The sequence below is a fragment of the Brevibacillus dissolubilis genome, from assembly GCF_006170445.1.
Classification (GTDB): Bacteria; Bacillota; Bacilli; order Brevibacillales; family Brevibacillaceae; genus Brevibacillus_B; species Brevibacillus_B dissolubilis.
Genome location: NZ_VCNA01000009.1, coordinates 77,713 through 100,633 on the forward strand (window position 1 = coordinate 77,713; position 22,921 = coordinate 100,633).

At 51.7% G+C, this 22,921-nt stretch carries 19 protein-coding genes; 10 read left to right on the forward strand and 9 right to left on the reverse strand.

Annotation, left to right across the window (positions count from 1 at the left end):
• Positions 1-260: 260 nt before the first annotated feature.
• From FGI41_RS17150 to FGI41_RS17160, 3 genes are all read right to left on the reverse strand, one after another.
• Positions 261-1,445: an LCP family protein gene (locus tag FGI41_RS17150; RefSeq protein WP_176560325.1), complete on the reverse strand. Its 1,185-nt coding sequence runs from the start codon at positions 1,443-1,445 to the stop codon at positions 261-263.
• A 121-nt stretch (positions 1,446-1,566) separates the two neighbouring features.
• The gene (locus tag FGI41_RS17155; RefSeq protein WP_139491569.1) at positions 1,567-2,739 is read right to left on the reverse strand and encodes a thiolase family protein; all 1,173 of its coding nucleotides are present in this window, start codon (positions 2,737-2,739) and stop codon (positions 1,567-1,569) included.
• A gap of 57 nt (positions 2,740-2,796) precedes the next feature.
• Positions 2,797-3,732: a 50S ribosomal protein L11 methyltransferase gene (locus FGI41_RS17160; RefSeq protein ID WP_139491570.1), complete on the reverse strand. Its 936-nt coding sequence runs from the start codon at positions 3,730-3,732 to the stop codon at positions 2,797-2,799.
• Between the two features lie 95 nt (positions 3,733-3,827).
• On the opposite strand from FGI41_RS17160, the gene FGI41_RS17165 reads away from it, so the two are divergent.
• The 5 genes from FGI41_RS17165 to FGI41_RS17185 all read left to right on the forward strand — a co-directional run bounded on the left by FGI41_RS17165 (position 3,828) and on the right by FGI41_RS17185 (position 8,578).
• Positions 3,828-4,631, forward strand: coding sequence for an endonuclease/exonuclease/phosphatase family protein (locus tag FGI41_RS17165; RefSeq protein WP_139491571.1), 804 nt, complete (start codon positions 3,828-3,830; stop codon positions 4,629-4,631).
• 11 nt (positions 4,632-4,642) lie between these two features.
• Positions 4,643-5,119, forward strand: coding sequence for a hypothetical protein (locus tag FGI41_RS17170; protein WP_139491572.1), 477 nt, complete (start codon positions 4,643-4,645; stop codon positions 5,117-5,119).
• Between the two features lie 364 nt (positions 5,120-5,483).
• A complete protein-coding gene (gene csaB / locus FGI41_RS17175) occupies positions 5,484-6,584 on the forward strand; it encodes a polysaccharide pyruvyl transferase CsaB (protein ID WP_139491573.1) in 1,101 nt (366 codons plus the stop codon).
• Positions 6,585-6,636: 52 nt separating this feature from the next.
• The gene (locus tag FGI41_RS17180) at positions 6,637-7,446 is read left to right on the forward strand and encodes a class I SAM-dependent methyltransferase (protein WP_438358033.1); all 810 of its coding nucleotides are present in this window, start codon (positions 6,637-6,639) and stop codon (positions 7,444-7,446) included.
• Positions 7,447-7,516: 70 nt separating this feature from the next.
• Positions 7,517-8,578 carry a GerAB/ArcD/ProY family transporter gene (locus FGI41_RS17185; protein ID WP_139491575.1) on the forward strand — a complete coding sequence of 354 codons (1,062 nt, stop codon included), beginning with the start codon at positions 7,517-7,519 and terminating at the stop codon, positions 8,576-8,578.
• 24 nt (positions 8,579-8,602) lie between these two features.
• Here the strand turns inward: FGI41_RS17185 and FGI41_RS17190 are convergent, their stop codons facing one another.
• The 5 genes from FGI41_RS17190 to FGI41_RS17210 form a co-directional block, all read right to left on the reverse strand.
• Entirely contained in the window at positions 8,603-8,806 is a 204-nt protein-coding gene (locus tag FGI41_RS17190) for a hypothetical protein (RefSeq protein WP_139491576.1), read from the reverse strand.
• Entirely contained in the window at positions 8,806-9,984 is a 1,179-nt protein-coding gene (locus FGI41_RS17195) for a Ger(x)C family spore germination protein (RefSeq protein ID WP_139491577.1), read from the reverse strand. The genes FGI41_RS17190 and FGI41_RS17195 overlap by 1 nt, the downstream gene beginning before the upstream one ends.
• The gene (locus FGI41_RS17200) at positions 9,981-11,552 is read right to left on the reverse strand and encodes a spore germination protein (RefSeq protein ID WP_139491578.1); all 1,572 of its coding nucleotides are present in this window, start codon (positions 11,550-11,552) and stop codon (positions 9,981-9,983) included. Before FGI41_RS17200 ends, FGI41_RS17195 begins: the two co-directional genes overlap by 4 nt.
• On the reverse strand, positions 11,521-12,654 hold the full coding sequence (locus tag FGI41_RS17205) for a GerAB/ArcD/ProY family transporter (protein WP_176560326.1): 1,134 nt from the start codon (positions 12,652-12,654) through the stop codon (positions 11,521-11,523). Before FGI41_RS17205 ends, FGI41_RS17200 begins: the two co-directional genes overlap by 32 nt.
• A 144-nt stretch (positions 12,655-12,798) precedes the next feature.
• Positions 12,799-14,439 carry a putative polysaccharide biosynthesis protein gene (locus tag FGI41_RS17210; protein ID WP_139491580.1) on the reverse strand — a complete coding sequence of 547 codons (1,641 nt, stop codon included), beginning with the start codon at positions 14,437-14,439 and terminating at the stop codon, positions 12,799-12,801.
• Between the two features lie 167 nt (positions 14,440-14,606).
• Here FGI41_RS17210 and FGI41_RS17215 point away from each other — a divergent pair, with 167 nt between their 5' ends.
• Together FGI41_RS17215 and FGI41_RS17220 are read left to right on the forward strand one after the other, a co-directional pair.
• On the forward strand, positions 14,607-15,956 hold the full coding sequence (locus FGI41_RS17215) for a TcaA second domain-containing protein (protein ID WP_139491581.1): 1,350 nt from the start codon (positions 14,607-14,609) through the stop codon (positions 15,954-15,956).
• A gap of 31 nt (positions 15,957-15,987) precedes the next feature.
• A complete protein-coding gene (locus tag FGI41_RS17220; protein ID WP_176560327.1) occupies positions 15,988-16,779 on the forward strand; it encodes an HAD family hydrolase in 792 nt (263 codons plus the stop codon).
• 232 nt (positions 16,780-17,011) lie between these two features.
• Here FGI41_RS17220 and murJ read toward each other — a convergent pair whose 3' ends face one another.
• Positions 17,012-18,544, reverse strand: a complete 1,533-nt coding sequence (gene murJ, locus FGI41_RS17225; protein ID WP_139491583.1) for a murein biosynthesis integral membrane protein MurJ — start codon at positions 18,542-18,544, stop codon at positions 17,012-17,014.
• A gap of 114 nt (positions 18,545-18,658) precedes the next feature.
• On the opposite strand from murJ, the gene FGI41_RS17230 reads away from it, so the two are divergent.
• From FGI41_RS17230 to FGI41_RS17240, 3 genes are read left to right on the forward strand one after another with little or no spacing between them, the layout of a single operon-like run.
• Positions 18,659-19,933 carry an O-antigen ligase family protein gene (locus FGI41_RS17230; RefSeq protein WP_255298518.1) on the forward strand — a complete coding sequence of 425 codons (1,275 nt, stop codon included), beginning with the start codon at positions 18,659-18,661 and terminating at the stop codon, positions 19,931-19,933.
• A 6-nt stretch (positions 19,934-19,939) separates the two neighbouring features.
• Entirely contained in the window at positions 19,940-21,580 is a 1,641-nt protein-coding gene (locus FGI41_RS17235; protein WP_139491585.1) for a hypothetical protein, read from the forward strand.
• Positions 21,573-22,400 carry a hypothetical protein gene (locus tag FGI41_RS17240; RefSeq protein WP_139491586.1) on the forward strand — a complete coding sequence of 276 codons (828 nt, stop codon included), beginning with the start codon at positions 21,573-21,575 and terminating at the stop codon, positions 22,398-22,400. Before FGI41_RS17235 ends, FGI41_RS17240 begins: the two co-directional genes overlap by 8 nt.
• Positions 22,401-22,921 lie beyond the last annotated feature (521 nt).

Genomic DNA, 22,921 nt, shown 5'->3' on the forward strand with positions numbered 1-22,921 from the left:
GTGTTAAGGTTGGTGGGGGGCGGTCTCTGGTTCCGTGCATAGCCTCTGTTGAAGACCCGCAAGGGGCTGTATTGACTGTCCGCTCCGGGAAAAACAAGGGCTATGGGCGGGGCAAAAGGGTTCGAAGAAGCCTAATCGTGCGAAGGGGTTGCCCCTGGGTATCTTCGAAGAAGTAAAAAGCCGCCCTTGTTTTTCCCTGCGCTGGGCAAGGTCTTCAAAGGAGGCTTTGCACGGAACCAGAGACCTTCCCCCAGCCAGCCTTAGGGGGTGGCGGGAGAGGGTGATGTGGGTTGGTTCGGGGATGTATTTTTGGTGGCAGGACTGTCTTGGGCTGTTTTTTCTGTGGATGAGGTTTTCTCCGTGGATGATGTATTCGCTGCCGGAGTTGTTTTAACCGCCTTGATCTTTTCTTGAATCCGTGTACGCTCGGCTTTTGGCACGAGGAAATACCATCCCTTGATGCCATGATGCCAGATTCGTTCGTCGGCGCCTTGAAGTGTTTCCGTCTCGATGTGATTGTGTTCGGGGTCGTAATAGGTGACGAGCAGAGAGGAAAGCTCTTCTTCTTTTAAATCGGTTTTGATATGTTTCCCCATGATCTCCATGAGCTTGAAGGCCTTGAGAAACGCTTGCATGGTGTCCCCTTTGTTGGCCAGCGCTTTGATGATCTCCTGCTGGCGGCGGATGCGTTCGTAGTCGCTGTCTTCGTGGCCGAAGTCGCTTTTGCGGTAGCGGGCATAGTCGAGCGCCTGGTCGCCGTTGAGCGTCTGAACGCCTGGTTTGAGGTCGATGTAGGTGTGATCGGATGGGTCGGTATATTTCATCCGTTTTTTCACGTTCACCTCGACACCGCCCAGCTCGTCGACGACTTTGCGGAATCCATCGAAATCGATGCGCATGTAGCGGTTGATTTTGATCGAGAAAAAGTTCTCAAGAGTGCTCTTAAGTAACGCCGGGCCGCCGAATGCCATGGCATGGTTCACTTTGTCACGGCCATGTCCGGGGATCTCCATGTAGCTGTCGCGCGGGATCGATAAGAGATAAGCGCGCTGTTCAGCCGGATTGACCGTTGCCAGAATCATCGTGTCAGAGCGGGCACGTTCGCCTTCCCGACTGTCTACTCCGATGAGCAGCATGGTGAAGGGCGACATGGGCGTTGGCTTGGTGTAGATTTCCTGTGGTGGTTTGGTAGATAAAATAGAAGATAAAGACGGTTCCATCTGACCTTGTGCTGGGTCTGGCGCACCTTGCCCGGGTGGCAGTTCTGATGATTGGATCAGCGGTTCGGGCTGCGCACCTTCCGTAAGTGGCTGGTACCATTCTCTTGTCATCTTTTTGTAGTTGTACATGGTGTAGCCAGCGTAGGCAAAGGCGCCAAGTGCGGCAATGGCAAGGATGCTCCATAGAATTCGTTTGGCTGTGGTGTCCCATAAGGTTCGTAGCATGCGGTTTTCCCCCTCCTCGCAACTATGCAAAAAACCCCATCTTAGTGGGTGCTAACATGGGGTTCCGTACTAGTATGGGCTGGGAAAACTTGCTTTATACCAAAAGAATCGGCTGATGGGCTTAGCGTTCGAGAACGATGCTCATGCCCATGCCACCGCCCACGCATAAGGTGGCGAGACCGCGTCTGACATCACGGCGTTTCATCTCGTGCAAAAGGGATACGACGATGCGGCTGCCAGTCGAGCCTACTGGATGACCGAGCGCGATGCCGCTGCCGTTGACATTGGTGATTTCGCGTGGCAGGTTGAGCAGCTTCTCTACGGCGAGGTACTGGGCAGCGAAGGCTTCGTTCACTTCGATCAGATCGATGTCAGCGAGTGTAAGCCCTGCTTTGGCGAGTGCTTTTTGCGTGGATGGTACAGGCCCGTAGCCCATCAGATCAGCCTCTACGCCTGCCCATGCATAAGAGACGATGCGGGCCAATGGGGTGAGTCCCAGTTCCTTGGCGCGGGATTCTTTCATCAAAATAACGGCAGATGCCCCGTCGTTGAGTCCAGATGCGTTGCCTGCGGTGACCGTTCCATCGTCGCGGAAGGATGGACGGAGCCCGGCGAGTGATTCTGCGGTTACATCGCGGCGTGGGTGCTCATCCGTGGTGACCTGGATGGTTTCTTTTCGCTTTTTCACCGGTACCGGGATGATCTCTTCTTCAAAAAAGCCGTTGTCGATGGCATCAAGCGCGTTACGATGGCTGCGGAGGGCGATCTCGTCTTGCTCTTCACGGGTGATCTTGTACAGATCAACCAATCGCTCAGCTGTCTCCCCCATGAGGATATCGTGATGCGGGTCGGTCAAAAGCTCCCAGAGGGCATCGGTCATCTCGCCGTGCATCAGGCGTTTGCCCCAGCGTGCGCCCTTGAGGACATAGGGTGCGTTGCTCATACTCTCAACGCCGCCTGCGATGATGATTTCGTTGTCTCCCAAAGCAATTTGGTTGTGAGCGCTTACAATCGCCTGCATACCAGACGAGCATTGACGCTGGACGGTGAGGCCTGTTACTTCTTTGCCAAGTCCTGCGTCAATCGCTGCGGTACGGGCGATGTTAGGCTCATCGGTGCGTTGGATACAGTTGCCAAGCACCACTTCGTTGATCAGTGACGGATCAATTCCTGCCCGCTCGATGATCCCTCGAATCGTGATTTCTGCGAGCTTGCGTGCGGACACGTCCTTGAATTGGCCGCCAAACGAGCCGATCGGCGTACGACCGGCCGCGACGATAACGATAGGGTCCATATGTACATCCTCCCCATAAATTGAAGTGTGGTTTGTTGTTTTCTCGTCTCTATTTTCTCACAATTTACACAAAAGTGTAACCCACTCTTCACTTTGACGGCGTGCCAATACACGGTAACCGATCTGACCGAATGCTTTTTCGACATCTGCCTCATTCCACTCGACCATGCCGGAGAGGATCAGCGTGCCACCTGGTTTCATGATGTTTTGCACGAGTGGCAGCATCGAGATATCCTCGTCACCGCCGATATTGATGAAAATCATGTCGGCCTGCTCAGGCAGTCCCATCGCCGTCTGCGCATCCGGCTGGCTGGCGTCTCCGATGATCACCTCAATCGCTGTATCTGGCAGGTTGTTCAGCCCGAGATTATGACGGATCTCATAATCAGATTCTGGATTGATGTCGATGGCATAGACAGGCTGCTCTGCGCCCTGAAGTGCACAGTAGATCGAGAGAATCCCTGATCCTGCACCAATATCGATGATGGTCTGCCCTGCGAGGTCGTCCATTTCTTGTAAGAATAAAAGGATATCCTGTGTCGTACCGTGATAGCCTGTTCCAAAAGCCGCTCCCGGATCAATCCACAGGATGTTGTCATGGGCTTCTGTCTCTTCTGCAGGTGTCCATGATGGGGCGATCAGCCACTTCCCTACTTGGACGGGCTGGAACTGGTCCTTCCAGGATTCATTTTCTTCTTCTACTTTTTCGGTGGTGATCAGTTGGACTTGTCCGTCATATTGGCCGAGATAGGTCAGCAGGCGGGCTGTGTGTGCTTCTTCGGTGTCGGTGATTGGCTCGAAGACGTAAGCGGTCAGCGGTGCATCCGTGCGTTCGGCGTAGTCATAGCCGTTGTCCGTGGTGATCACCTCGACTTGCGGTTCAATCCAGCCAAGGGTGTAGTCGGTGGCAAGGATGTCGAGCGAGAAGATTTCTTCGAGAGTCTGTGGGAGATGCAGAGTGTATTTGAGCCAGTAGGTAGTGGTGTCAGACATGGGTTGGTTCCTCCGTAAGTTTTCTGGAAACAAACTCTGTGATTTGATATTGTAAAATCAAAAAATTGGTAGTGGGAGGGAATCTTATTCAATTCTTGTTTTGGAATATAAGAAAAAAAAACACAGTTACAGAACTTGTAGATTTATGTAGAGAATACAATGTTGATGTTCTAATTCTAAGTGAGACGGAAGGATTAGATGTTAATTCTCTAATCAATGAACTCAAATCAGTAAATGAGGACTTTCAGATAGGATCACTGATCTCCACGGAAAGGATTCTTATCATACATGCTTTTCCAGGTCTTGTTACGCCCATTAAAGATAGTAAGCACTTCTCCGTATATAGATACCAAAATGACAATGTTCTATTTTTACTGGTTGGTGTTCATTTACCTAGTAAACGAGAAAAGAACGAGAAAGACCAGTTATCGTATGCCACCAAAGTCATTAGAGAAATTGAGGATCTTGAAAAACAATTCAATACTTTGGAAACCGTTATTGTAGGTGATTTTAACATGAATCCCTTTGAAGATGGAATGGTCTCTTGTGATGGGTTCCATGCTATCATGTGTAAGGAGACAGCATTAGCTCAGAGTAGAAAAATTGATGGTTACAAAAAGTATTTCTTTTATAATCCATCTTGGCATATTCATGGAAAGGCAACTCACGAAACCCTGGGGTCTTACTATTATAGAAATAACCAATCGATCGTTCACTTTTGGAACATGTTTGATCAAGTAATCATTCGTCCAAAACTAATTGAATATTTCCCACTGAATGATCTAAAAATCATAACACATATCAATCGTACTGGAATAAAACTAGTAAATAAAAAAGGAAGACCCGATGCTTCCAGGTACTCTGATCATCTTCCAATCACATTTAAACTTACTATTTAGGAGGAAAAGACATGGACTTATGGGGAAATTTAAATCTTAAAGACGACAATCACCATGTCGTAATCAGCATTCTGCAAGAGCAAGCAAAGTTGCTTGAGAACAAAACAGAATCTGTACTGAAAGTCAGACTTGAGACTGTTAATTTACTTCCAAAAATGATTTCGGATTCAACTTATCCCTCCTTGGAAAAACAAAAAAAACCGAGATACCCTATCGCTACCAATTTCAACATTGTATCACCAGGCTTGGATAACTATACGTATACATTATTTACTGTTTATCATAATCCCGAAACCGAATTTCCTGTAGAACTTGATACTAGTATTGAAGAAGTTGCTCCTCATACACCCTGCGATAATGAAAGGGAGTTTCTAAACCATCTGCACTTGGTGCTTAGCAGCGAAAAGGTTACAAATGCCATTAAAACCATCTATTCTAAAAGTAAAACGCTGAAAGCTGAAGTCCGAAAGAGTGATTTCTTTTTCTAAAGTCGAAGCGACCGCTCACTCCGCGGTCTTTTTTCATATTCCCCCCTCCCCCCTTCTCGTGATAAGATAAATCGGATAAGAGTTAGACAGGAGGTCCACCATCTATGTTTGATGAATTTTTCTTCCGTCGCCGTAAAAACAACGGTATCTTCTATATGATGATCGGTTTTATCGTGCTGGGCATCGCGATGATGGCTGCCGGCGTTTATTTTATGATGTAAATAAGGCATTTGGGAAGGCGTTTTGGACAAGATGTTGTCAGTTGCCCCGAGGCCGCTGTGTTGCTTTACTTCCTCATGAATTCTCTATTATACTTGGGGATGTGACTATTTTTGTACGTATGCAAAAGAAAGAAGGTTCTCGCATGGCTCGAATTCTGATCTCTGGCTATTATGGCTTTAATAATGCCGGAGACGATGTTGTACTCTATGGAATCATTACCTCGCTCAGACGCGAACAACCTCATATAGAACTGTCAGTGTTGTCCAATACGCCTGAGAAGACAACATCGTTATTTGGGATTCCTGCTTTTGATCGTTGGAAGCTGCCGACGATTGTGCGTCAGCTGAAGCAAAGCGACCTGCTCGTGATGGGTGGCGGAACCTTGATGCAGGACGTAACCAGTCCGCGAAGCGTGCTGTACTATCTGGGGATCGTGACGATTGCCAAGCTCCTTGGTCTGCCTGTCGTCTTCTACGCACAAGGGTTTGGTCCGATCCTAAAGCCGATCAGCCGGTTTCTGATCAAAAATGTGGTCAACCAAGTTGATATCATCACCGTACGTGACTATGAATCGGGTGAAGATTTCAAGGCTTGCGGGGTGCGGGCTCCACTGCATGTGACCGCTGACCCGGCCTTGACGATTCTCCCTCAAGATATTTCGGACGAGCGCGGACGCGAACTCGTCTCCCAGCTGTTCTCTGATCTCTCCCGTCCGCTGGTAATCTTCTCCGTTCGAAGCTGGAAGTCGGAGGAGCGGTTTAAGCAGGTGATTGCCGAAGCCGCTGATTTTTATCAGGAGCAGGGCTGGAACGTGCTGTTTTTGCCGATGCACGTCCCAAGCGACATCGCTCCCTCCAAGGAGATTCTCTCCCTGATGAAGCAGGACGGCGCACAGATCTTGGAGGAGCCAGTCTCCTTCCACGAGATCATGAGTCTCTTGAAGCAATCCCAGTATGTCGTAGGAATGCGTCTGCACTCACTGATTCTCGCTTGTATGCTGGGCATTCCGTTCACCGGAATCTCGTACGACCCCAAGATCGATCGGTTCGTCGAGCGCGCGGGCATGCCGTGTGCCGGACATATCAAGGATCTGACGAGTGAGTGCCTGATTCCTCTGCTGCAGGAGCGTACCACCAATCTGGAGCGGGAGCGCAAAACCATCCAAGAGACTTCACACCTGCTGCATACCGAAGCGATGAAAAGCAGTGAACTGGTACTAAAAGCATTGGCGCGGGCCAAATAGGAGGATATGCGCTTTGTCTATTGCCACACAAACCTTGCTTGCTCTCAATAAAATGTTTCCGCTCCCGGTTCATCCATTCAACCTCGCCAATGACGGCAAGATGACCTACACCGAATGGCAGTTCCAAAAAGGGAGCGCCACCATCGAGTTTTTCCTCCCGTTTCACTCTCAGCAGGAGATGTTTACGGGCAAAGCGGTGCTTGATATCGGCTGTGGCGGCGGTGGGAAGACCTGCTACTATGCCACCTACAAGCCAAGCAAAATCGTCGGGATCGACATCGTGCCGCACTATGCGGACGAAGCCAACGCATTTGCCAAGGAAAAAGGCTTAGACGATATCGCCCACTTCGTCACCGGAGATTCAGCGGCCATGCCGTTTGAGGATGAATCCTTTGACACGATCATCATGAACGATGCGATGGAGCATGTCGGTGAGCCGGAGAAGACACTGGAAGAGTGCTTCCGTGTTCTCAAAAAAGGCGGTCATATCTATATCAACTTCCCGCCGTACTACCATCCGTTCGGTGCCCACCTCTCCGATGCCATCGGAATTCCATGGGTGCATTCCATCTTCCCGGAGCATGCGTTGATCCAAGCGTACAAGCAATTGGTCAAGCCATTGCCAGACGGTGAGGAGCGGATCGGCTTTCGCTTCAGCACCAATGAAATGGGGCAGGAGACCATCAGCTATATCAACCGCATGACCATCTCCCGATTCCGCCGCATTCAGCAGGGCGTGAAGCATCCGTCCGTATATGAGCGCGAGATTCCGTTGCGTAATCAGCTGGCAGGTCTTGCGAAGCTCCCTGGATTCCGTGAGTATTTTGTCAAGATGGTCGTCTGTGTCTATCGAAAAGAATAGTTCATCTGACTCAGCCGTGGAGGTATAGCTCCGCGGCTTTTCTGTCTATAGTAGAATAGGGAGGTGTCGCATGATGCGCCATCCGGCTATTTCTGCTTGGCAGTTTTTCGGACTGTTTGCGGTGTCTTTTGTGACCGTTCCCTTGTCGCTGATGCCCAACGGTATTTTTCATACAGCAAAACAGGATGCTTGGATCGGACTTTTGATTGGTTTTTCGATGAGTTTTCTTTTACTGCTGGGCTTGTTTTGGCTTACCCTGCGTCAAAAGGTAGATAAGGAGCCGCCCGCACGCCTTTCGGTCATTCACCGCTTCTTTTTGGCTGTTCATTTTCTGTTTCTGCTTGTAGTAACCATCGTGACGGTACGTAATTTCATCGAGGTGGTGCACGGGTACTTTTTGGTGGAGACTCCGATGATTGTCCTCTCTTTTATCCTACTTTTGACAGCTGGCTATGCGGCATGGACCGGTCTGTCTTCGATCATGCGTCTCGGAAGCCTTGTGTTCCTGTTTGCGGCGACGATTATCATGTTGATGCCGCTGACTGTACTCGAGGAAGTGGAAATCAGGCAATTCATGCCCATTCTTGCTCAGCCGCCCCTATCGATTGCCTATGCAGCTTGGCAGTCCTTTGGAATGTGCTCGGAGTATCTGTTCCTGTTCTTCTTTGTTCCTTATATCAAATTTCCTACGAAGCGGCGTATCGCTGTCTATGTAGCCAGCATGCTGATGGGGTTCTTGCTGTTGCTGAGTATGGTTATCCAGATTTTTTTTGTGTTCGGGCCGCATCTGGCAGGCAGTCTGTTGATTCCAGCGGTAGAATTGGTCAAGTATATTACCCTGTATGAGTTCTGGGAACGGGTCGACGTCGCTCTCGTAGCGGTCTGGACGGTGATGATCACCATCAAAACAGGGGCATTGCTGTGGCTGTGCCATAAGCATCTGGGAGTTATTTTCGGCTTGAAAGACAGCAAGGGGCTGGTGGTTCCGCTTGTATTGATGATGAGCCCGTTATCGATTATGTTCAGTGACAATGTCTCGGAGTTTATGTTTTTCTATCATCATTTGTATGTGTATATCGTGCTGATTGGAGCCATCAGCTATATAGGAACAGGCAAAGCCACGTTGACATGAGGCTTTGCCTGTTTCTTATTTCCGCTATTTCCATTCGGGGAAGATCACGTAGACAGGGCTTGGTAGTTCGATCCCTCCAATAAACAGCAAGCCGACCATCCAGGCCAGAACCATCCAGCCCAAGACAACCTTACTCTCCCGCTTCAGCCCCTTTGCCCACCAGTACGTAATCTGCTGCAGGGTGAGCACCACTATGAGAATCGTGAAAAAAAACATCTGCATCCACATTATTTTTTCACCTCATCATCCGGCAAGGCAAGCGGTGGGCCTGTCACACCGATCTCCCGGACATTGGCGTTAATGCTCCATTGGACTTTTTGCTTGGTGAACAGCTTGGGCCATTGCTTCTCGATCTTTTTCCAGTAGGTGGGATTACTGCGGTAGATTAAGGTGCCAAGCCCGATGCTGTCTGCTTTGTATTGCTTTTGCAGCGATTTGAGCAGCTTGTCGTAGCCATCCTTGAGCTGTTGCCGAAACTCTTTATTGATCTGTGAGACGTATTTCGGATTGGAGAGATCCAGATTGGTAGTGTTCTCGGTGATGTGGCCGGTTGCTTGTACCTTGTATTGGAACTGGGGCTCGTCCCCTTGGATTTTGACATCCCCTTTGGTCTGGAGCTTACCCAGTTGTATCGAGATGTGCCCAGGCACATCATCCAGATGAACCTTGATAATCCCCAGCGTCGTGCGACCCAGCAGGCTGTTAAGAAGCATCGCCTGCCCCTCATCCACATAGCCCACCAGCTTAAAATCTCTGAAGATCGCAATGCTTTCCAAGGTGGTGTGTGAGTGCTCCACTCCCCTCCTGGAGAACGCTGACGCCACCGGTTGTACCCCTGGTGTCGTCGCCATTATGAAAAAGTCCCGCATGGTCGTCGGAGTATCGCCCTTGCGTGTAATCATCTCGCGGAACACCTCTGAGGGGAAAGGCTCCAGATCGTATTTCATCGAGATCATTTCCCTGGCATCCATGCCTTTGGTGAAAACGAGCATGGTACGGAGGCGGTTTTTTGGATTGCGGGAGATCGTGTCGAGGATGGGTTTGATTCCTTTCTTCGCCAAGGATTCTCCAATCATCAGCACACGCCTGTGGGCAACCGACATGTCACGGGAGAGTTGACGTTCCCCTTCGATCCGCATCTCGTCCAGATTTCTTCCGGTGGTGTGCAAGGTCATGTAGGGCTTCTCCCCTTTGCCACCCGGAGAGGAGCCCGCCTGTCCCCCACCCATTTTGACTGGCACCGCCACTTGGATATATGACGTGTAGGTACCTTCCTTTTTGCCCTTATCCATCGCGGTCAGCATGACGAAAGCAACGTCATTGATCTCACGCCGGTCCCAGCAACCGCCCAGCAGCGTGCTTGTGAGTAACAGAAGTACGGAAAAAAGATAAGCTGACGTTCTCATACGCTTCCACCTTGCCCTTGCCCAGAAAGATCAGAACCCGCACCAGAGCTGCTTTTGCCTGTGCCAGAGTCGGATTTGAGGCTTTGATTGGCTAGTGGCAGATTTTGAAAGTCGAAGACACTTTGGGTGACCCCTTGATTGATTGGAACGCGGATTTCGTTCTCTTTGACGGATTGTGGCGGACGGCGGTTCATCAGCCAGAATGGAGCACGGATCAGCAAATCTTTTAAACCAGATGGAGTCATAGGAGCCACTGGCGCCAGATACGGCACACCCAGCGTCCGCATGCCTGTCAGATTGATCGCGATCATCATCAAGCCAAACACGATGCCAAACAGCCCGAGCGTCCCCGCCAAGATGATCAGGATAAAACGCAGAATCCGGAACGAAAAGCTCATGTTATACCGTGGAATCGTAAAAGAGGCAATCCCTGTGACCGAGACGACTATAACCATCGGAGCGGATACAATCCCCGCCTGCACCGCTGCTTGACCGATAACCAGCGCCCCGACGATACTGACCGCTTGACCCACCGGACGCGGCAGACGCACCCCTGCTTCGCGCAAGGCTTCAAAGGTAACTTCCATCATCAAGGCCTCAATAATCGCCGGAAAGGGTGTCGTCTCCCTCGCCGCCGCCACCGACAGCAACAGGTTCGTCGGCAGCATCTCCTGATGAAACGTAGTGATCGCTACATAGAACGAGGGAAATAACAGGGCAATAAAAATAAAAATAGCGCGGATCAGCCGGATAAAGGTAGCTGAGTTGAAATTGATATAGTAATCTTCACTCGCCTGAAATGCTGCCCAGAACTGAAACGGCGCCAATAGAGCAAACGGTGAGTTATCGACCAGCACCGCAATTTTTCCCTCCAGCAGATTGCCCACCACGACATCGGGACGCTCGGTGAATTGCATCGTCGGAAAAATATTGAGCGGATGGTCACGAACCAGCTCTTCGATATAGTTGCTCTCCAGCACCGCATCGATCCGGATCTCCTCGATACGTCTGGACATCTCCTCGACTACGCTCTCCTGGGCAACACCTTCGAGATAGAGCAGACGAACCTCTGTGTGGCTAAACTGCCCCACCTTCCAGTACTTCATCCGCAGCTTGTCGGTATGCAGGCGTCGGCGGATCAGTGCGATGTTGAGCTCCAGCATCTCGGTGAAGCCTTCCCGCGGACCGCGGATGACCGCCTCTGTCTGTGGTTCGGATATGCCACGGTGAGGAGCAGCAGCCAGATTGGCCAGGATCACACGGCTCCCGCCTTTTCGGGCCACCACCACAATTCCGGCGAGCAGGGCCTGCACGAGGATCTCTATCTCATTGGTTTCGCGCAGATTGGGTGATTTGACGACCTCATTGCTCAATCGGTTGGAATGAGAGATCGGTGTGACGATTTCACGCTCAATCCGCTCCTGATCGGCCAGTCCAGAGATATAGACGACCAGATAATTTTTCACATGCCGAAAAATCAGGTCAGGTGTATTACCCAACCGTTGCTTGACCTCCTCCCGAAACACGTTGAGATCTTCAAGATGGATGGATGGTTTTCGATCGTTCATGAGGGACATCCTCCTCTCCTGCAGCATGTTTTTTCTTGAACCAGGCCACCACCCCGACGACCAATGGGATCAGCATAAACAAAGGAACCCACATCACCCATGGCACCCACTGGAGGCCGACGAAGACATGGCTGGAAATATTTTTGGTCATATAGGCGGCAAGCAGCCAGATGAGTACACCGATCGGCGCAATGGTGACACGATAGTCCGACAGGCGGAACAGATTGGCAATGCCGACACACGCCCCATAGGTGAAAATAAATATCTTAAACATCCCGGCAATCAACAAGTTGATGACCACAAACGGATCGAGGTTGTCCAAGAAATCGGCCACACTGGTCATCTGAAACATCGTAAACATCGGATACAGGGTCCTGCTGAACAAGTACGGGCCAATCGTCGAGATGGCTGTCACATCCAGCACGATAAACAAAAGTCCAACCATACACGTGGACAGCAACGCTGAGCGCCTGAATGATTTTGGGTTCACCGTAACGGACCAAAACATCGCAAAAACCAGCGTTTCCCCGAATGGAACCGACACCCCCAGTGGGAACACCGTCGCCATAATCGCCCTCCAGTCCTCCCCCATCGGGTACATCCATACGAAATCAAGCACATCTGAGCTGAGCAAAAACAAAAATTGCAAGGTCAACAATCCAAGGATGAAAAAGATACTGACCTCCGCCAGTCGTCCCATTCGCTCCAAACCGGCATAGCAAGCATACAAAATCACCAATAAAAATAAAAACATCGTCAGACCGGTTGGTGTCTGTGGCAGCATATACGTCTTGAGCAATTCGCCGAAGTCACGCATAACCCGGCCTGCTACATAGATGAATGAAAAAATATAGATGATGGCAAGCGTCCTGCCAATAACCCTTCCAAACAGATGGACAAGCAATGTCGACCACGTGTGTCTTGGATACCATTCATAAATTTTGCTGTACAGATAGATGAGCGCAGCGCCTAGAATGGTGCTGATCCCGGCCGCAATCCACGCATCCTGTTTGGCTCCTGCCCCGAATCCGAAGACGATATTACTGCCGACCTGAAACAACAGTATCAGACTCCACAATTGTCCAGCCGAAAGGATATGCACGCACAGCACCTCCCCACATCCTGCCAGTTATTTCTTAGTATGACCGCCTTTTCCCAGATCATGTATGTATACGATCACACGAAAAAAGCCCTCTGTCCCACCTGTTACGGTGAGCAGAGAGCTTCTCTTTGTTAGTGGTAATGTTTATTCGCGGGTGGAGCGTGGGTTCAAGCGCTTGAGTGCATCCATCAGCTGTCCCAGTTTCTTCCCAGCTGGTATCCACTCCAACTCGGCACGGGTGAGCAGTGGGATAATCAACAGCATCCCCAGATACATCAATAAACCGATACCGACCCCGGTAGCTGCCTCCAATGCCCCAAGCAGGCGGGGACTCATGTGGGACGCATGCAACAGATAGGAGACGGCCTCCATCCCAAGCCATGCGAGGAGCAGCATACCATTGGCGACGAGCAGTGGATAGGCCATGTCAAAACGCCAGAACATCTCGACCTTGACCAGCTTGGCAATGGTTCGCATATTGAGCACACAGACGAACGCCGTAGCGCAAATCCATGAGATGGATAATCCATCGATGCCAAGCAAAGAGGTAAACAACAGGGTGGTGACGATCTTGACGAGAACGCCCCAGACCAGATGCTTGGCTGGGATTTTTTCTTTTCCAATCCCCTGCAGGATCCCATTGGTCGCAAGCAAAAGCGAAAGCGGCACAGCACTGATCCCCAGAATCGCCATCGCGCGTGTTCCATCGGCATCACCATACAGAGCGAGGTTGGCCCCTTCGGATACAGCGGAGAGACCGAGACCTGCCGGAAGTCCGATCAGCCAGGCAAACCGGTACGAGAGACGTGTCAGCGTACTGACCTTCTCCTCATCCTTTTGTTTGACCGCTTCGGCAATCGCAGGCACCACCGACAAAGCGATGGAGGAACCAAACAGCGTAGCCATCTGCAAAAGCGGGCCGCCTCTGCTGTAGATCCCAAACCATGTGTCCGCCGTCAACCCGTCTACATGCCAGACATAACGGAAAATATTGATGGCAAGGAACGAATCGACCAGACTGAAAATCGGGATCACCAGCGCACTGACACAGATCGGCCAGGCGATTCGCCACATTTTCAGATAGAAGGCACGGTCAGAGAGCAGGGGTGTTGCGGCCCAGAGCTTTCGGATGCCCCCGTCGTTTTTACGTTCATGCCAGAGATAGAGCACGATCAAGAAACACATACTGATGACGGTACTGACCATCGTCCCGAAGTTGACACCGGTGATGACGCTGTCGGTGTCTTCTCCAAGCGAGACCAGATACATCGAGACGATCACGATGAATGCGACACGCAGGGTCTGTTCCACCACCTGTGACACGCCGACGAACATCATCTTTTGCAGACCATAGAAATAACCGCGCAGGACAGCGATCAACGGAACAAACAAGAGCGAGAGCGACAAGGCCCGGATCGGCCCGATCAGATGCTGATTGCCCATCAGCGTGGCAATCAGCGGTGAGCCCAGATAGAGCAGAGCGAACAGGATAGCCCCAATCAAGCCCATCAGAAACAGACTGCGCCCCAAAATCTGTGATACCTCATCATCACGCCCTTCTGCCTTCGCCTCCGCGATCATACGAGAAAGCGCCACAGGCACACCCGCTGTCGCGAGGATCAAAAAGGTCAGGTACAGAGGATAGACTTCCTGGTACAGCCCAAGTCCACTGTTGCCGACAATCTCCTGCAGCGGGATGCGGTAGAACATCCCGATCACTTTGGACAACAAACCAGCAGCAGCGAGGATCAGAGCCCCGCTGAGGAATTGACTTTTTCGCAGCATAACAAACTCCTTATAAAAAGGCTATCAGATATGGTTGTAATCATCAGCCTATACTACCTTATTCAGGCTTATTCGTAAAGATGGCTTTTGGACCGTTCGTGGGATTGACGAACGCCGCCCAATCCCTAAGAATGGAAAAGAGAAGAAACAACAGGAGGGATTGCTGCATGAAGTGGAAAATTGTCGTCCCGCTGGTCGCCGTCATCGCCGCTGGGACAAGCCTTGCCTTCGTCGGAATGCGGGCAAGTGATCCAGAACAAGTCGTCAAAACCTTCGAAATTGCTGTCGCCCAGCGCGACGCTGACACATTGCTTCCGCTCCTCACTCTCCCCGATGAGCTGAATGCCCATCATGAACTCACGCTCGAACAGGCCGAAGCGATCACCCGTACCCTGCACGAGCACGAGCAGACCTACCAACGCTATCTGACCGACCTGCAAGAGCAAGCGCATCAATATAAAAGCAATCCTGCCTATCTGCCTGCTTCCCTCACCCAAGCGGACGCTGCTCCCTCGCTCGTTGTCCTGAAGAAAACGGGAAAGCACTGGCTGTTTTTTGACCGTTATCAGGTACAGGTCAAGCCGATGTACGCCACGCTTACTGCCCCCGGTCAGGCGAAACTTGTCACAAATGAAAAAGGCGTCGAGATCGAACCTGTAAGCTCAGCCAATCTCCCAGAAGGCCGCAAATACGTGGCAGGTCCTTATTTCCCAGGCAATCATCAGGTGACCGCAACCCTGCCAAGCCCGTTTGGTGAGATCAAAAAAGAGCTGACATTTGCTGTCGATTTCGGTGTCAATCCTAATGTACCCGTCAACTTGGATACCAAAGAGATCAAAATATACACCAACTATCCCAATGCCAAGCTGTACTATCAAGGCAAGCCGCTCAGCGCTATATTTGAAAAGTCATGGAACGATTACGTCGCCACCATCGGGCCAGCACCACTGCAGCCCATCGAATTGATGGTCAAGGCTAAGACTCCTTTTGGCGAGATGCAAGCGGTCGGCAATCTGGAGGCACAGGAGAAAAATCTGGATCTGCCTATCTCTTTTGCCACCTCGGACGAGCTGAGACAACAGATCGGCAAGCTCCTGCTCGACTACAATCAGGCATGGGTCAACTACGCCCAGAGCAAGACGTCGCTTGAACAATTGGAGACCTACCTCACCCAAGACGGCAATGTGCGTGAGAATCTGGTCTATGAAGTAGAGTCGTTCAGAGACACCCCTGAGGAATACAAAAAAGTGTTCGTCGGCAAGCTGACCGGACTCGCAGCAGATTTCGGCTCGCTCGAAATGCAGGGCGAAGACGCCGTGACACTGATGGTCAAGGAAACCTTTGACGATCAATGGAAAAATGCATCCAGTGGTGAAATCACTGGCGATGGTACCCAAATCCTTTATTGGAATTATGAATTGATCTATACCGCTGGTGAGTGGAAGATCGCCAACAACTACGAAATCCAACCGAATCTGTTCGGGATTGACCCACAACAGGTGGAAAAACTGCTGTAGCTGACACGTCTATACATATATGGAGGCTCCTATGATTCGACTGATTGCAATTGATCTGGATGACACCCTGCTAGGCCATGACTTATCGATTTCGCCTGCTAATATGGAAGCGATACAGGCCGCCAGACAACTCGGTGTGCATGTCGTCATCGCGACGGCGCGCGGCTGGCATACGGCCAAGGATTTTTATCAGGCATGTGGATTGGACGGATACACCGTCTGCGGCTCTGGAACCAAGATCTTCAATTCAGACGGTACCTGTATCAAGACATGGTCGATCCCGCTTGCACGCGCCAAGGAACTGCTCACCTATGCTACTGAACAGAATGTGATGGTCTACACCGCCGTCGCCTACAAAAATCTGCTCAATCTCGTCTATCCGGGAAGCGAGTACAAAATCCGTCCGGTTGTCGATGAAGTGGTGCCAGGACTTCACGAGGTACTGGACGTGGCTCCGACACAGCTTTTCCTCAAAGGCGAGCGGGAAGTGAACACGATGCTACAGGCGGTGTCTGCTGACTGTAAGGATTACCGCTACCAAGTCCTGCTTTATCGGGACGGCATACCTGAGATGATGATCGTTCATCCCGAAGCGAGCAAAGCGACCGGGCTCGCGTGGGTATGTGAGAAGCTGGGGATTAAGAGCGAGGAAGTCTTAGCGCTTGGAGACAGTGCGAATGATATCCCGATGCTGCGATGGGCGGGTGTCGGGGTAGCGATGGGCTGGGCTCCGCAAGATGTGCAGGAGGCGGCTGATCATGTGACGGCGCCTGATGATGAGGACGGGTGTGCGACGACGATCCGAAAGTATGTGTTGGGGTGACTTTGGCTTTGGGTGGGAGAGTGAGGAGGTATTAACTGTTTTCCAGTCGCCTTTCCCTCACTTCGTTCGGCCGGTCTCCTTACAAACAGTTAATACCTCCTCACTCTCGACCGGGTGCCAAGCGCTCCCTGCTCACATATCGGATAGCCTAAGATAAAAAGAGAAAAGAAAAACCGAGCACCCTCTAACACGATTGGTATAGATGGTGGTCGGTTTCGTTTATTCTTATGAGTTATTGTTTGGATCTCGCAAAACGCTTGGTGAACTTGCCGATCATCTCTTTTGCCAGCTCTTCTCGCAGGACGATCAGGCTGACGCCATAGAGGGCAACTGCTACGCTTACGCCGATGAGCAGGTGGAAGATCGGTTGCAAGCCTGACAGCCATGGGTTCAGGGCGAGGATCGCGCCTGCCATCACAGCACTTGCGATCAACACCTTGGTCAGTGTCATGACAAAGCTTGGTTTGACCAGCCTGCCTGTCTTGCGCCAGAGCAAAAGGAACAGCAACAAGGACTGCGCCAGTGCCGAGACGGACATACTGAGGGCTACGCCGCCATGATCAAGCACAGGGGCGGTCAGATATGCGGTGGCGATATAGATCGCGATGCCAACCACCCCGATGGTGACAGGTGTACGCGTGTTTTCCAACGCATAGAACGCACGTGTCAATAGGTCTCTTGCCGCCAGAAAATACAGGCCCAAGCTGTAAAAAGCCAAGCCCCACTGCGTCCAGGCGACACTCGTCTCGTCGAACGCCCCGCCTTCACGGGCGAACAGCAGACGGATCAACGGCTCACCGTAGAGGATCAGACCGACCGTGACCGGGACGAGCAGCACCAAGAGATACGCCAAGCCTTTTTGCAGGGTGTCTTTCATCAGATCCATCTCGCCACGCTTGACGTAGCTCGACAGCAACGGAAACAGCGGCAGGGTAAAGGCTCCGACGAAAATCGCCATCGGGAGCTGGGCGATCTGGTTGGCATATCCGAGCGCGGCCACTTTTCCATCTCCGAGGGCTGTGGTGAAACCCCGCTCCAGAAATACGGTCGACTGCGAGATCACCGCCCCAATCAGAATCGGGATCACCCGCTCACCCATGCTGCGCATATGCTCATCCTGACGCCAGTTGAGGGCCAGACGGTGCCGGTAGCCCAGTTTACGCAGAGTAGGCAGGATCACCAAAGCCCCGGCCAGATAGCCAAGCGAGGTACCGATGGAGATTCCATCCAAGCCCCAGAGCGGCACGAGCGCATACATCGCTAGAATCACGACCGCTCCGTTCGCCACCGTCCCCAGTGTCGGCGTAAAATAATGCTCATGGGCATTCACCAGACTGGCCCACAGACCCATCATCCCGATGAACAGGACAGACGGCCACATCAATTGCAGCTGGTGGGCGGTCATCTCTGCTTTGATCCCTGTGAGACCGTACCAAGAGGCGATCTGCGGTGACAGCCAGATCCCCAACGCGGTTAATACAGTAAAGGAGACTAAGATCAGGGTCAGCATCTTATGATAGAGCAGACGGGCCTGTCCCTCCTCTTTTTTCTCCAGAATTCCGCGCATGGTCGGGATCAGTACGGCATTGATGGCCCCCGGTATGACGAGAAAAAGCGTCGCTGGAATCGTCAGCGCCAGCATATAGACGTCCGCTTCCATATTTGTGCCGTAAAGATCTGATACATAGATATTACGTATAAATCCAAGCAATCGTCCCACCAAGGTTAAGAGGACGATCATCGATGCTGTTTTTACTAGACTCACGGTTTGGCTCTCCCATTTCTTATGATTATATGAAATTGATACTCTAGGCGTTGCTACACCTTTCACTCTTTCATTATAATGTTAAAGTCGAACTTATGTGTAGGGGGACTTCACTTGAATACAAATCCGTTAAAACGGTTGGCGTTCGATTCTACCAACTGGCTCTATGTTTTATTATGCTTTCCGATCATCGACTATGTACTCCGTAACATCCTCCCCATTCCGGTCGTCTCATCGTTTTGGGATGAAGGGGTCTTGATTGTCCTGCTTGCCTTCTCCTTTTTAGCCTCGTACAAAGGACATCGGAAGCTCCCGGCGATCAAGCATCCGCTGATCGCTTTTTTCATGTTGGGGCTTGGCCTGATGTTTACCGATATGGCTGAGTTTGATGCGAGTGTCGAGGGCTTCCGTGCGATCTATCAGTACGTGCTGGCCTTCTTCATCGGCTTCTTCCTGATCGAATCAACGGAACAGCTGAACAAGTACATCAAGGTGCTGGCTGCAGTCGGCTTCGTCGTCGCCTTCATCGGTGTGATGCAGGTCGTGCTCGGCGTCCAGACCTCTGGCGCATGGATCGAGGAAGGCGAGGCTACCACTACGCGTGCCTTCTCCATCGTCACCAGTCCGAATGTGCTTGGCAGCTTCATGGCGTTCATGTCACCAATCGGGATTGGTCTGGTGCTGGCCGCTCGGACTCGTCAGCAAAAGATCATCTGGGGAATCGTCACCCTGACCACCCTGGCTGCCCTGGTCTTCACCGGTTCTCGTGGCGCTTGGTTCGCGCTTCTGTTCGTGCTGATCGTCGGCGCTTCTGCATGGAATAAAAAAATCGGGCGCTACGCCTTGATCGCCGCTCTGATCGGTGCTCTCGTCGTGCTCGTCGTTCCTAAAGAAACCCCACTGCTCGGTAAAGTGCAGAACCGGATTACGAGCCTGTTCTCCGAAGAATACTTCGAAAAAAGCTCGGCCAATGGTCGTCTGGCCCGCTGGGAGAACTCCTACCACAACATGCGCTATGAACCTCTCTTTGGCGCTGGTCTGGGTCACTACGGCGGTGCGGTCGGTTCGCGTCACTTCGGTACGATCTATGCTGACAGCTACTTTTTCAAAACGATTGCCGAAACCGGGCTATTAGGTGTCACCTTCCTCTTGGTCCTGATGACCATGGTGGTGCGCTATGCGTATAAAGCCGTGCTCAAATGGCGGGAGGGCCCGCACTTTTTCCTCGGGCTTGGTCTGTTCTGCGGCCTGTTTGCCGTTGGACTCCACAATATGGTAGAGAATATCTTCGAAGTACCGTTCATGAGCACCTACTTCTGGCTGATCGGTGGTATGCTCGCCGCGCTGGTCACGGTCAATCTGCGTTTTGAAGACATGAGAAGAAGGTGATATCGTATGCGACAGCTGTTTAGGTTACCAACCATTTATTGGGCGTTGTACGCGTTTGTCTTATTTGTATCGTATCAATTGGTCGTCAAACCTGCCTTTTTGGACGGATCGCTCTTGGCACTGGTGTTCTTCTTGCCGGTGATGGGGCTTGCTCTGATCCTGCCAAAGCCTGCCGAGCGCAAGCAGGTGCTGGTCTTTACCATCGGCTTCCTCATCCTCGACCGCTCCCTGACGCGGCTCGACAATGATACAACACTTACGCTGATCGGTACTGCGCTGGTTGCGATCATCGGGATCGCCCTCCTCGCCCGCTTCTACGGCAAGCTCCAGTGGAATGCGATTCTCGCACTCGTCGCGGTTGCGTGCCTGACCAATTTTACTTTTAACCGTGAAAATCTGCTGGTATTGAACCACTTTACGATTCAGTGGCAGTCAGACCGTCTCTATCAGGGCGAGTGGATCGATTATCTGCCACTTGGCCTGTATGACGTCAACCACGACAATCAAATGGAGATCATCACCTATGGCAACGTCGAGGAAGTGCCGGACGAGCCGAAGGATGATTCCATCCCACAGACCGACGACGATCGAAAAGAACTGGCAGACGAGCTGCTTACACTCAAGCCAGAACCGCTTGCATTGTATGCCTTTCGTTATGAGAACGGTCGGATGATCCGCGTTCCCACCAATATGATCAAGGAAGAAGATCTGGCGCGCATCAAAGAACAGATGCCGGTCGATTACCCGGGCTTCCCGTATTATGTGTCCAAAGGGGATGAGCTGATCCCACAGGTACAGCGCCAATCCTACACCGAGGGAATCATGCAGATCGGTACTTCCCCGATCCGTGCATTCCTCTTGGACATACAGAACATCGACGAAATCCTCAAGCAAAACGGCGGTGTCATGGATCAGCGCCATGTCTTCCCGAAGGATAGCAAATACGCCTCCCTGAAAATCCAAAACGGCGTCCTGTCCGGCCATTATGAAGGCCAATCCTTTTCTATGCCGACCCAGGCGACTAAGATCCTCGATACCATGCAACTGCCGGGCGGTCGTGAAGGTCTGATCGTGATGGGCGAGCACATCTCCATCCTCACCATCGGACAAGGTGGCCGCGTGGAAGAAGCCTACAGCCTCGACCGCAAACAAATCAACGGTCTCGCCACCGCCGAGCTGATCGTGGCAGACATCGACCACGACCAGACAGACGAGTTGCTCGTCGCCAATGTCCCATCCTACATCCTCAAGCCGCAAGCTGGCGGTAAATGGGAGATTCTGTGGACAAGCGATCCACACGACAAGAGCTTCCGTTTCTCCAACTTTGCCCGGGTAGGCGCAAGCCAAGACCCAGAGATCATCGCCAAAGCCCGCAGCTGGGTAAGCACCTACGACCGCCGCTATCTGTCCGGCTTCCAGTACACCCCGGATGGTCTTGAACAGACATGGAAAATGTATCTCCCACTGATCAACGTCCAGGTAGGCGATGTGGACGGCGACAAGGAAAATGAAATCGTCGCCTCAGTCTACAACACTCACCGCATCTATGTGTTCAAGCGTCACAATATCCCGGTGCTCCCGATCGCGGTCGTCCTCTCCGTCGGGTTGCTCGTGTACGGTGTCGTAAGGAGGTTCCGCTATGTCTAACCTGAAAAAGCCACTCGTCCTCGGTCTGGTGATCAGCCTGGCCACCCTGCTCGGCGGCTGCACCTACGAATCGGGTCCAAAGCTTTTTGCCAGTGATACCAAAGAGGCTCAAGAGGTCACAAGCCCCGAAGAGAATCTCCAGCCAGCCGCTCCCGGTGAGGCCAAAGAAGCCCTGATCAAAGCGATCAAGGATCACAAAACCAATCCGAAACACCAAAAGTTCTGGTATGACGGCTATGTGAAAAACACGATCCTCTCCCGCACCACGACCAGCATGTTCAACGGCGTCGTGGTCAACCCGGACGGCTATCTGGTCAACGGCCGCATCGCCACCCAGGATTATCAATACTACCGCAACAAGGACAAGCGTTACGTCCGCAAAGGTGACTACTGGATCACCGCCAAAGAAGAACCGCTGGAGCTGGACGTCACCCGCGGCTTCGAAGACTGGCTGCCGTTCCTCGATCAGGCCTCAGTACTGCCTGAGGAAAAGGTGATCGGCACCATCTGTACCCCGTATCAGATCAAGATCTCCGGTACTGATTGGCTCGCCAACTCCACAAGTCCGCTGTTCGAGCCACTCCGCCAAGAACTCGCTGGACGCAGTGATCTACAGAGCATCCTGAAAGAGACCACTGTAAAAATGACCTTCTGGATCGGCACCGACGGACTGATCCACCAGTATCAGACGTGGATTATCGTACCGATTCCGGGTGCTGGTTATATGGATCAGGAAGTGAACTTCCGCATGTTCAAGTTCACGGATGAGTCGATTGCCCTGCCGGATGTGGCAGAAGTGGAGAAGTATTTGTTGGATTAAGCATTAGGCTGCCGATCAATAATCGGTGGCCTTTTTTGGTTATAGGTTGTGGCTCCGGCAGGAGCATGAGGAGCATCTGTTTTCCAGTCGCCTTTCCCTCACTACGTTCAGCCGGTCTCCTTACAAACAGATGCTCCTCATGCTCTATGCAATAGCCGGGTGCCTTCTTGAAAAAAAGTGGGGCTCAAACTTTTTGCGCTCCATCCGAGCTGCATCGGATAACTTATTCTTGCACTACTTATAAAAGTGCCTCCGATTATCCAATCATGCTCCCCATCTACATATGCCTAACCATCACTACCTTTATCGCTCTCTACCCCACCTCATTGCTCCAATAAGCCTGTTTCTTTCCATCCCTACATCCTGCCCCAGCTTTCTTCCATCTTCCCCTTCCCTTCGGAGAAGAGAGTGAGGGGCGAGTAACTGTTTGTAAGGAGACCGGCTGAACGTAGTGAGGGAAAGGCGACTGGAAAACAGTTACTCGCTCCTCACTCTCTTCTCCCGACTTTTCCCTCTTTCGA